We start from the raw sequence: 11401 nt of genomic DNA, 5'->3' as shown, positions 1-11401 counted from the left end.
TATGATTATAAGTATGATTTATATTTATTATTTTATCAATTTATATAAACTTAATATTAAATCTTCAAATTTATTAGTTTTGCAATATAATTTGCTGTATATTTTAATATCTTAAGCATAAGAAATTTAAGTAGTAGAAAAGGAGCTATGTATATGATAGAAGAATTTAAAAAGTATTTATTATATAAGGAGCATAAAAGTTCTAGTACAATTAAGACATATTCAAGATGTATTGAACAATTCATTGATTGGTACCATAGTAGTAAAAATAAAGATATTTTCAAATTAGACAGAGAAACCATTAATGGTTATAAGGAATATTTAATGCTTGTAGAGAAGATGAACGCACAGACTATAAGTGTTAGACTTTGTGCACTGGCTATGTTTAATAAGTTTTTTTATAATAAAAATGCACCTAAGAACTATATTCTAAGAAAGAAGTATGAAAGTATTAATTAGAGTAAGGATATTAGAAAATCTGATCTACGTAACTATAGTGCAAAGAAGAAAAATAAGCAGAGACCCTCATATTTCATGGGAGTCTCTGTTTATTTAATATTAATAAATTTATACTAACTTCTTAGCTGTTAGCCGAATCAATTATATGTTGTTTATTAGTTACTCATTTTGTTTCTGTTAAAGTTAATTAAGCAGCCAGACAATAGTATTTCTATTTCGTTGTCTGTAAGTTGTCCAACGCTTAGAGATATTTCTTTTATTTCATCTCCTACAATATAACCCTTGATTTCTGGTTTTCTTTCTCTAATTGAGTTTACTACATCTGTAAGATAAATGAAATCTCCCACTTTATATTCTGGATCCTCATTGGTAATAAGTGGTAATATTCCCCAGTTGATAAGGTTTGAGCGATATCTCTTAGTAGCGTATTCTTTTGCTATATTTGCAAATCCACCTAGAACCTTTTGGCAGCTTGCTGCTTGCTCTCTAGCTGAACCATCTCCTGGCTTATTAGCATAAATCATACTTCCAATTAGTGTGTTCTTTTTATCAAAACCGCTGAATTTAGCTGTAAGTTTTTCATAAGCTGCTTTTAAAGCTGAGTTACCTTCTTCTGTAGTTGCTCCTTCTAGCCTTCTACTCTCAGCAGCTTGTATTTCCTTTGAACGATCTACATAAGCTGGGTCTTTTCTAGAAAGTGTAAAGCTTGCTAACTTATGAGGGTTTGAACGATAGCTTGATGTATCTCCTGATGGAATAAGCTCATCTGTTGTTGTTACTGGATCTAACAGTACTGATGCTACTTGAAGAAGCATGTTATCTGTTAATGGCTCCATTTTTGGCCAATCTGCTATGTTTGGTCCGAATCTTAATTCTGAATTGCCATCGCCTTCATTGTAAGATTGGAATACTCTATTATCGTATATAGTTTTATTGAAATAATACTTTGGAATATCAAAGTTTATTCCTTCTAATTCAGTAGCCGCTGTAATGAATCCTTTGTTAACTGCTGATGCTGCAATTGAACGTGCATCCATTAATGCAACAGAAGCAATTTGTCCATCTCCTGGTTTTGAACCTTCTCTGTTAGGGAAGTTTCTTGTAGTATGTCTAATTGATAAAGAATTATTTGCTGGTGTATCTCCACCACCGAAGCATGGTCCGCAGAATGCTGTCTTTAATACTGTTCCAGCAGTCATAAGCTTTGAAGCTACTCCGTTATCCATTAAGCTTTGATATACTGGCATACTTGATGGATAAACGCTTAAAGCAAACTCACCAGTTCCAACAGATTTTCCTGTTAAGATACTTGCTGCATCACAAATATTTTCATAGTTTCCACCTGCGCAACCTGCAATTGATCCTTGTTCAGAGAATAATCTTCCATTTTTAACTTTGTCCTTTAATGTAAACTTTAAATTCGTTCCTTCGAATAATTTTTGTCCTTCTTTTTCTACCTTATCTAAAATGTCCATCATATTTGCATTAAGTTCATTTATTGTATAGACATTACTTGGATGGAATGGAAGTGCTATCATTGATTGTATTTCAGATAAATCAACAGTGATCATCTTGTCATAATAAGCAACTTCTCCTGGGTTAAGCTCTGCGTAAGCATCTCCTCTTTGATGTACTTCAAGGTACTCTTTTACTTTATCATCTGTTTTCCAAATTGATGAAAGACATGTAGTTTCAGTAGTCATTACATCTATACCACTTCTATATTCAACGCTTAAGTTTTTAACTCCAGGTCCAACGAATTCCATAACTCTGTTTTTAACGAAGCCATTTTTAAACACAGCACCGATTATGCTAAGAGCAACGTCTTGTGGTCCAATACCTGGCTTTGGTGATCCAGTAAGGTAAACCCCAACAACTTCTGGATAATCTACATCATATGTGTTAGATAATAGCTGTTTAACTAACTCTCCGCCACCTTCGCCTATTGCCATAGTTCCAAAGGCTCCGTAACGAGTATGGCTGTCTGAACCTAGTATCATTTTTCCGCATCCAGCCATCATTTCTCTCATATACTGATGTATAACTGCAACATGAGGTGGAACAAATATACCACCATATTTCTTAGCTGCTGATAATCCAAATAGATGGTCGTCTGAGTTAATAGTTCCACCTACTGCACAAAGACTGTTATGACAGTTTGTCAATACATAAGGAACTGGGAATTTTTCAAGGCCTGAAGCTCTAGCTGTTTGTACAATACCTACAAAAGTAATATCATGAGATGTTAAAGCATCAAATTTCAATTGTAGTTTTTCAGGATTTCCTGACTTATTGTGGTTTTGTAAAATACCATATGCTATTGTATTTTGTTTTGCTTCTTCTTTAGTAAGATATTTTTGACCTAATTTAGCTTTAACTTGTTCATCACATTCTTTACCACTAACAATTAAGTCATTACCATTTAATAGATATGCACCTTCGCTGTGTAAATTAATCATGAGTACCTCCTAAACTGTAAACAGAATTTTTATAAAATAAAAAAATTTTTCTATACTGTGAATTATAACATATAAAAAAATAATGTTCAACATTTGTTTTAAAAAAATACAAATGTTGAACATATGAAAAATAAAAAAACAAATGTTGAAGTAAATCCTATAGAGTGATATAATGAGTTACAAATATATCCATTAGCTTTTCTGTAATTTATACTAGCGATAAAATTTGCAGCTAATCTAGTTATGTGGGTTTTGAGTTGCAATTTTAGTTAATAACATAAATACTTTTAAGATTATCTTAAAAATGTTAAAATATATACGAATTATTTCAAAGAAGAGGGGTAAGAATGCTTAACGATTACGATAAAATGAATGAAGAAGAAAAAAAAGAACTTTTATCTAAAGTTGCTCATATGTACTATAATGAAAACAAAACCCAATCTGAAATTGCAGAGTATTTTTCAACAACAAGGTTTAAGGTTTCAAAATGGATACAGGATGCAAGAAATAAAGGCATAGTAGAAATAACTATACATACATCTAATAACAGAAATACGAAACTTGAAAATATATTTAAAGAAAATTTTGCGTTGAATAATGTCATTGTTCTTAATAATCAATTTATACCCTATGAAGATACATTGCGCCAATTAGGTAAGCTTGGTGCAGAGTATTTAAATAGAATAATTACACCGGATTCGATAATAGGCGTTTTGTGGGGAAAAACCGTTTATAATATAATAAACCAAATCAGTATTAATGACAACCAGTTTGTAGAAATTACAGCTGTGCAAATAGTTGGTAATGTAGCTAAAGATAACCCTATTTTAGATTCACCAGAGCTTATTAAAAATCTAGCAGCAGCATATAATGGCAAATATAAATTTTTACTTGCACCCTTATATATTCAGGATGATTATATAAGAAAAGGAATCATTGAGGAGCCTGTTATTAAAGACGCTATTGAATATGGCAAAAAAGCAAATATTATTCTTACTGGTATAGGTGGTCAGACAGGGACATCTTTATATAGTAATATATGGGAAAAGTATAGAGGTAACTGTGACTTGGAAAATACAGATGCAGTAGGAAGCATATATGGGCGTTTGTTTGATAAAAGTGGGAATATATGTGATATAAGTGCTAATAAAAAGGTTGTAGGAGTTAATATGGAATCTATATTAAATACTAAGTATCGTATAGGAATAGTAGTAGGAAAACATAAAACCGATGCTACAATTGGTGCGTTAAAAGGTAATCTTATTAATGTTCTTATTACGGATAGAGACGTGGCAATTAGTATTTTGAAAAAATTGAAAATTAATTTTGAGTAGAAACATATATGTCGATAATGTAAAAAGCTAATTTTATAGGAATGCTATAAAATTTAGCTTTTTATCTATTTAAAAAAATTTTAGGAGTTTCCTTTACATATCTTAAAGCTTTGAGAAAATAGCCTTTATGTTAGCGATAAACTCTCTAGCAGCTACTGAAAGATACCTACCTTTCTTGTAAGCGATGACTAGATCTCTGGTAGGTCTTGATTTATCCACTGAGCAATAAAGTGGATAAGGTGATGTTTGATGGGAGGGAATTAAAGTATCAGGAACAAAAGTGATACCCATACCTGCCGTAACTAGGGCGTGAGCAGCCTCGATGCTTTCACTCTCAAGTATAACTCGTGGAGAAAAGCCAGCCTGTTCGCAGAGCGTGGTCGCAATTTTATGCAGCTGTTGGTCTTTTTTCAGCATAATAAAGGGTTCATCACGAAGGTCTTTAAGTTGAATTACAGGACGGATAGAGTCATTGACCGTTGTGTGATTAACTGTTTTTTGTATAGGATGATTTGGAGGAATTACAACTAGTATTTCTTCTGACATTATAGGTTCAAAGTTAAATATGTTCTGTTGTATTGGGGATGTCATTAAGGTGACATCCGTTGTACCGTTCATAGCTAACTTCTCTAGGTTGATGGAGATATCTTCAACAAGAACTACTTCAATACCAGGGAATTTATCGTGAAAAAAAGGAAGAACTTTTGGCATAATATAAGCACTTCTAAATGGTGAAAGTCCTATAGTAACACGACCTTTTTTTAAATTGGTAATGTCATCAATTTGTTGGGATAGTTGGTCTTTTAAATCTAAGATACGCTTAGCTGTTTCTATATATAGTTCTCCTGCAAAGGTAAGTTTTAATGGAGCAGACGAGCGATCAAAAAGTTGTGCGCCTAATTCAAGTTCTGCTTTTCGGATATATTGACTCAAGGAGGGTTGAGCGATAAATAATTTTTGCGCAGCCTTAGAAAAGCTTCTTTCTTCTGCGACTTTTAATATATAGTGCATTTGTTTAAAATCCATTAAAATATCCTCCTAGTTCAAACATTATAGGCTAGTGACTATAATGTTTATAATAATTATAGTATTAGATATATTATATATTACATGATAAAATCTGACTATGTAAATAATTTGTTGAAAAATCTATAAGCAAAATAATAGTAGAAAGGTAGTTACTATGGTTGAATTAATTTTAACTTTGATTATTGGAATTATTGGAGGGACTATTGCGCTACGTTTCAAAATGCCAGCTGGTGCTATGGTGGGATCTATGATGGCCGTAACGGTGTTTAGTGTTGTAACAGGACACGCATATATTCCTCAAAATATAAAAATTATCACTCAAATATCTGCCGGAGCATTTATTGGGGCCAGCATAAAACGTAAAGATGTATTAGATATGAAATTAATAATAAAGCCTGCCATTTTAATGGTAGCAAGTATGATAACTTTAGATCTTTTTATGGGCTATATAATGTTTAAAGTTACAGGTATTGATTTGATAACGGCATTATTTGCAACGGCGCCTGCAGGTATTGTGGATATGTCTCTGATAAGTGATGATTTCGGAGCAGATACTTCAAAGGTAGTGGTTTTGCACCTTGTTAGACTTGTTAGTGTTTTAATTATATTTCCTCCAATGATGAAATATATAGCTAACAGCTTTAAAAATCAAGATAAAAATGTGTTAGAGAACACAGCTAGTAGTACTGATGAAACAAATATAGCTCAAAAATCACATAAGGCATTAAAAAATAAAAGCACATTAAAAGAAAAATCAATAAATTTACTAAGTACCACAGTTTTAGCTTTAGCCGCGGGCTTGATTGGGTATATAATTAAGGTTCCTGCTGGCACAATGACCTTTTCAATGGCAGCAGTAGGTGCTTTCAATGTAATTTTTGATAAAGGATTTATGCCTTTAAATCTTAGAAGATTGACTCAAATGTTTGCAGGTGCTCTCATCGGATCGAGAGTTACATACGCAAATATAGTAGAACTAAAAGGTATCTTAATACCTGCTTGTATTCTTTTGATAGGTATTATTGCTGTTAATCTATTTATTGGATTTTTAATAAATAAAACTAGCAGTCTTGAGCTTATAACTTCACTTTTAGCTAGTGCTCCTGGTGGATTATCGGATATGGCTCTCATAGCAAAGGAACTAGGAGGGGATGCCCCTAAAATTGCTATATTGCATACAGTAAGAGTTATAACTGTAATTGGTATTTTTCCAATATTAATTAAAATTGTTACCTCGTAAAAACAAGTACAAATTGCATATTGATAGACAACTTTATAGCCTATGTGTTTTAAAGTTGTCTATTAATATGTTATCGGATAAAAAATATTATCTATACGGAGAATTCGTAGCCTATCCCCCATACGGTCTTTATATATTTCGGTTTACTTGGTATATCTTCAATCTTGTTTCTAAGGTATTTTACATAAACCATGATACTATTGTCATCGCTGTCATTATCCTTCCAAACGCTTTGGTAAAGTTGTTCTTTAGAAAAGACTTGCTTTGGATGCTCCATAAAGAATTTCATTAGTTTTGTTTCCTTTGAAGATAGTTTAAGTTCAACATCATTTTTATAGAACTTATACGTTTTCAAGTCAAACTTGAAAGGAGAGTGAAATATGATGTTTGAGTCAGTATTCTCTTGCAACATTTCTTTACGTCTTTTTATTCTCGATTTTACCTGTGCAGAAAGAACTGAAGGACTAAAAGGTTTTGTAATATAGCTATCTGCTCCTATATCTAGACCTTTTATAATATCTTCATCATCTTTCTTACCACTAAGAAAGATGATTGGGAGTTGCAAGTTATGTTTTCTAATTTCTCTTGCCACATCATATCCAGATATATCGCCCATTAATATATCTAATAGTACTAAGTCAAAGCTATATTTATTTATCATTTCAAGACCCTGGCTACCATTTTCGGCTTGATATACTAGCATACCTTGAGTTGAAAGTATCTTATAAATTAATTTTCTTATAGGTTCTTCATCTTCAACAATAAGTATTTTAATTTCTTCCATATTTAACCTCACAGTACAAAAATTTAATTAAATCAATAATAGTAATAATGAAAATAAAATAGTGAAAAATATAAGTATATGATATTAAATATTAAGGGAAAATGTGCTAAGGACTGAAGTAGCGTATCTATAATATAATTAAAGATACTAATAAAAAAGATTAAAGTTTGATTATAATTGTAATATAATTATAATCGAACTGCAATAGCAGAGTGACCATGTAGGATGGAGGTAATAGGGTTATTATGACATTAATTAGTAGATTAAAAAGAAAACTGATGGTAAAAAATAAAATTAGAAGAACAGTTGTATATATGCTTTTAGTTGTAATTTTAAGTGGATTTATATACCTCGCCTATGATGAGTATAAAAAGGCAATTATAGTTCAGCAGCAACAACAAATGCTTGCAATGTCAAAGTCTATATCTAGAAGCATACAACTATTCACTGATGATGTTGCAGATAGTATAAAAGTTGTTACTTTAGATAAAGATTTTATTAAAAGTATATCTTATATTGAAGATGGAAAAATGCTTGATGTGTATAATAAGAAAATCAAATCCTATTATGAAGCAAATGATGGAGAGGTAGATTCAATCTTTTTTTATAATAAGAATGGAGAGCTTGTAACACAGTATCCAAAAGCTTTGGAAAATATTGATGATATTCTTCAAAAGGATGCTGATATTGCTATATCTAAGAAGAGAACTCATATTGGAAAGGTACACTTAGATAAAACTAAGAATATTTTTATCTACAATATATACCAGCCAGTTTTTGATGGAGATAACTTTAAAGGTGTAATTTCAGCAGGAATAAAAATTGATGCCATTTATAGTAAACTAATTGCTCCTGTAAAGGTAGGAGAAAAGGGATATGCACTTGTTAAAGATCAAGAGGGCATAATAATTATGCATCAGTTAAAAGATCAGATTGGTATAGATGTTATCGAGACAAGAAAACAAATGTATCCTGGACTAGATTTTCGGGAACTTGAACAGTTAATAGATCATCAGCTTAAAGGCGAAGAAGGTGTTGCAATTTATCATTCTTACTGGTGGGCAGAGGAAGCTTTAAAGAAGGTTAAAAAACTTAATGCATATACACCTGTTGAACTTGGCGATTACTTTTGGGTTGTTGCAGTAACGATGTCTTATGATGAGATACAAGGGCCCATTAGTAAATTTTTAGGTATAGTTACTGGAATAGTTATTATTATTATGGTAATTGCATACTTTTTTACTTCAGAATTATTTAAGATGAAGAAGAATAAGGCGGAACTTGAAAAAGAGACAGAATATCTAAGGATGTTAAATGAATCATCCGAGCAACTTAGAAAAAAAGAGGCTGAACTTTATCATTCCCACAAGTTAAAAATGATTGGTACGCTGGCAGGTGGAATTGCCCATGATATTAATAATCTGCTTACCCCTATATTAGGTTACTCAGAGTTATTACTTATGAGAACAACAGAAGATAAAGAGTATTATGAAGATGTTGAAGAAATACTAAAGGCTTCAAAAAAAGGAAAAGATTTAATTGAACAAATCTTGTTCTTTAGTAGAAATGATAAAGAGTCTGTTAAAATAGAATCAGTTAATATTAATGAGGTCGCTAGAGAAACAATAAAGCTCTTAAAAGCAGTTATACCTAAGGATGTAATTATTAAAGAAAACATAAAGGAAGATTGTGGATATATTAAGGCTAATTCTACCCAAATTCACCAAGTTATATTTAATTTATGTACAAATGCTTACCAGTCCATAAAAAATAATCGAGGCACAGTTGAAATATCTTTAAATACCATTGATGGCATAGAGGCTAATAACATTAATAATACGCTTTCGAAAAAGGGTGATTATGTTGAAATTATGATTAAAGATAATGGTTGTGGAATGGACGAAGAAACGAAAAAAAGGATTTTTGACCCTTTCTTTACTACGAAAGATATTGGAAAAGGATCCGGGTTAGGATTATTTGTAGTTCAAAATATAGTAGATAAATATGGGGGAATAATAACTGTAGATAGTGAACTAGGTGTAGGAAGTTATTTTAAAGTTTACCTACCTCTAGTCGATAAAGAAGTAAATGTAGAGGTAGATGAGAATTCCAAATACAGGTCCCTTAAAGATACTTCAAGTAAGAGAATATTAGTAGTAGATGATAGTGAAGAAAATATCAAAGTAATAAAAAAATCTTTAGAGCATCTTGGTTTTAAGGTTGTAGTGGAAACAGATGGAAAAAAAGCAATAAGAGTATTTAAGAAGGATAATAAAAAATTTGACATTGTTATTACTGACTACATGATGCCAAATATTAAAGGATTTGAGTTAGCTAAAGAAATTAAAAAAATAAAGGATATACCTATTATACTAATGTCTGGATATATTGATAAAAATGATATAAACTATAATTCTATTGTTGATGTATTCATTAAAAAGCCGTTAGAATTATCTGAACTCTTAGAGGCAATAAGTAAAGTTTCATAATTTCTATTAATAAAAATTATAAATGTTAATAATTTTAATTCTTGATTTGTTAAGATTATTAACAAATTAATAATCTTTAATATTATTTTAAGAAAATATTAATGCCATTTTAAGAATTGCAAGAAAGTTACAACGAAATTCATAAAGTGTCGAAAAGTGTATTGTAGAAAACGATTTTCACCTATATAATGATAATCAGCTGGCCAGGCTTGTTAAAAAAATATTATTGATATCGTTTCCGAAAATATGGAGGTGTACAAAATTATGTCGTTATTAACTATTTTAGGTTACAGTATTGTTGTAGTTTTTATGCTTTTAATTATGACTAAGCGTATGACAGCATTTTCTTCTCTTATAGTAGTACCAATTGTATTTGCATATATTGGAGGATTTGGTCTTAACATTGGAAAGTATGCACTTACAGGTATTAAAGGTGTTGCCACAACCTCAACTATGTTATTGTTTGCAATTCTTTTCTTTGGAATTATGATAAATGTTGGATTATTTGATCCGCTTGTTAAAGCGATTGTAAAGTTTGTAAAAGGCGATCCAGTAAAAGTACTTGTTGGAACAGCAATCTTAGCTGCAGTTGTATCTGTTGATGGTGATGGATCAACAACTACTATGATAGTATGTTCTGCTTTACTACCAGTATACAAGAAACTTAAGATCAAGCCACTTTACTTGGCTACTATAATAATAATGCAAAATTCTATAATGAACCTTTTACCTTGGGGTGGCCCAACTGCTCGTATAATGTCAGCTTTAAAGCTTGAAGGTTCAACTATATTAAATCCACTGCTTCCTGGAATGGGATTAGCTATTATTTATGTTATCGGTGTTGCTTATTACCTTGGATTAAAAGAGCGTAAGAGATTAGGTGTTGTAGAAATTAACGATGAATTTTTATCAGAAATAGCTGCTACAACAGATGAAGAAGAAGCTCTTAAGAGACCAAAGCTTATATGGATTAACTTTATACTAACTATGACAGTTATGGTTGTATTAATTAGTGGAAAAGTTCCATCTTCTGTAATATTTGAAGTAGCAGCGGCATTAGCTCTTATTATAAACTATCCTAAGTTAAAAGATCAAAGAGATGTTATCGAAAGAAACGCTGGAAATGCTGTACAAGTTATAGTTATGGTACTTGCAGCAGGAATATTCATGGGTGTATTAACAGAAACTGGAATGGCAAAAGCTATTGCTCAAAACTTAGGTTCAATAGTTCCAAAATCTTTAGGATCACATTGGGCTGCAGTTACAGCAGTTTTAAGTATACCAGGTACATTCTTACTATCAAATGATGCATTCTACTTAGGTGTGCTTCCTGTACTTGCAGAAACTGGTGCTGCTTATGGATTTACTCCATTACAGATTGGTATTGCGTCTACAATGGGACAGGCATTCCACTTATTAAGTCCACTTGTTGGATTTATATATCTACTATTACAACTAACAGAAGTAGATATGGGAGAATGGCAAAGACATGCTGCTAAATGGTCAATAGGTACATTCTTAATATTTGTACTAGCAGCAGTAATTACAGGGGTTATGCCTCTATAGAAATAGCATGATGTTTCAATATATTTAACTGGTATAAGAAA

8 protein-coding genes are annotated in these 11401 nt (G+C 31.4%); 5 read left to right on the top strand and 3 right to left on the bottom strand.

Annotated features, from left to right (window positions below):
- Window positions 1–153: 153 nt before the first annotated feature.
- Entirely contained in the window at window positions 154–459 is a 306-nt protein-coding gene (locus tag CLMAG_RS18300) for a phage integrase N-terminal SAM-like domain-containing protein (RefSeq protein ID WP_066625975.1), read from the top strand.
- A 155-nt stretch (window positions 460–614) separates the two neighbouring features.
- Here CLMAG_RS18300 and CLMAG_RS18295 read toward each other — a convergent pair whose 3' ends face one another.
- Window positions 615–2918 carry a hydratase gene (locus tag CLMAG_RS18295; RefSeq protein ID WP_066625973.1) on the bottom strand — a complete coding sequence of 768 codons (2304 nt, stop codon included), beginning with the start codon at window positions 2916–2918 and terminating at the stop codon, window positions 615–617.
- A 347-nt stretch (window positions 2919–3265) separates the two neighbouring features.
- On the opposite strand from CLMAG_RS18295, the gene CLMAG_RS18290 reads away from it, so the two are divergent.
- The gene (locus tag CLMAG_RS18290) at window positions 3266–4252 is read left to right on the top strand and encodes a sugar-binding transcriptional regulator (protein WP_066625971.1); all 987 of its coding nucleotides are present in this window, start codon (window positions 3266–3268) and stop codon (window positions 4250–4252) included.
- Window positions 4253–4354: 102 nt separating this feature from the next.
- Here CLMAG_RS18290 and CLMAG_RS18285 read toward each other — a convergent pair whose 3' ends face one another.
- On the bottom strand, window positions 4355–5278 hold the full coding sequence (locus tag CLMAG_RS18285; protein ID WP_066625965.1) for a LysR family transcriptional regulator: 924 nt from the start codon (window positions 5276–5278) through the stop codon (window positions 4355–4357).
- Window positions 5279–5435: 157 nt separating this feature from the next.
- On the opposite strand from CLMAG_RS18285, the gene CLMAG_RS18280 reads away from it, so the two are divergent.
- The gene (locus CLMAG_RS18280; protein WP_066625962.1) at window positions 5436–6521 is read left to right on the top strand and encodes an AbrB family transcriptional regulator; all 1086 of its coding nucleotides are present in this window, start codon (window positions 5436–5438) and stop codon (window positions 6519–6521) included.
- A gap of 91 nt (window positions 6522–6612) precedes the next feature.
- Here CLMAG_RS18280 and CLMAG_RS18275 read toward each other — a convergent pair whose 3' ends face one another.
- On the bottom strand, window positions 6613–7305 hold the full coding sequence (locus CLMAG_RS18275; RefSeq protein ID WP_066625959.1) for a response regulator transcription factor: 693 nt from the start codon (window positions 7303–7305) through the stop codon (window positions 6613–6615).
- Window positions 7306–7550: 245 nt separating this feature from the next.
- Between CLMAG_RS18275 and CLMAG_RS18270 the strand changes: the two genes are divergently transcribed.
- Both CLMAG_RS18270 and CLMAG_RS18265 read left to right on the top strand, forming a co-directional pair.
- Window positions 7551–9794: an ATP-binding protein gene (locus CLMAG_RS18270; RefSeq protein ID WP_066625956.1), complete on the top strand. Its 2244-nt coding sequence runs from the start codon at window positions 7551–7553 to the stop codon at window positions 9792–9794.
- A 264-nt stretch (window positions 9795–10058) separates the two neighbouring features.
- Window positions 10059–11360 carry a CitMHS family transporter gene (locus CLMAG_RS18265; RefSeq protein ID WP_066625953.1) on the top strand — a complete coding sequence of 434 codons (1302 nt, stop codon included), beginning with the start codon at window positions 10059–10061 and terminating at the stop codon, window positions 11358–11360.
- The last annotated feature ends 41 nt before the right edge of the window (window positions 11361–11401 follow it).

Origin of the sequence: Clostridium magnum DSM 2767, from assembly GCF_001623875.1 — a bacterium.
In the GTDB taxonomy this organism is placed as follows: domain Bacteria; phylum Bacillota; class Clostridia; order Clostridiales; family Clostridiaceae; genus Clostridium_AM; species Clostridium_AM magnum.
Note: the sequence above shows the minus strand (reverse complement) of the source record. Positions and strands in the feature narration are given on the sequence as shown.

Coding starts and splice junctions, on each gene's coding strand:
- CLMAG_RS18295 (WP_066625973.1), bottom strand. CDS start 2,918: ATGATTAATTTACACAGCGAAGGTGCATATCTATTAAATGGTAATGAC.
- CLMAG_RS18265 (WP_066625953.1), top strand. CDS start 10,059: ATGTCGTTATTAACTATTTTAGGTTACAGTATTGTTGTAGTTTTTATG.
- CLMAG_RS18290 (WP_066625971.1), top strand. CDS start 3,266: ATGCTTAACGATTACGATAAAATGAATGAAGAAGAAAAAAAAGAACTT.
- CLMAG_RS18280 (WP_066625962.1), top strand. CDS start 5,436: ATGGTTGAATTAATTTTAACTTTGATTATTGGAATTATTGGAGGGACT.
- CLMAG_RS18275 (WP_066625959.1), bottom strand. CDS start 7,305: ATGGAAGAAATTAAAATACTTATTGTTGAAGATGAAGAACCTATAAGA.
- CLMAG_RS18285 (WP_066625965.1), bottom strand. CDS start 5,278: ATGGATTTTAAACAAATGCACTATATATTAAAAGTCGCAGAAGAAAGA.
- CLMAG_RS18270 (WP_066625956.1), top strand. CDS start 7,551: ATGACATTAATTAGTAGATTAAAAAGAAAACTGATGGTAAAAAATAAA.
- CLMAG_RS18300 (WP_066625975.1), top strand. CDS start 154: ATGATAGAAGAATTTAAAAAGTATTTATTATATAAGGAGCATAAAAGT.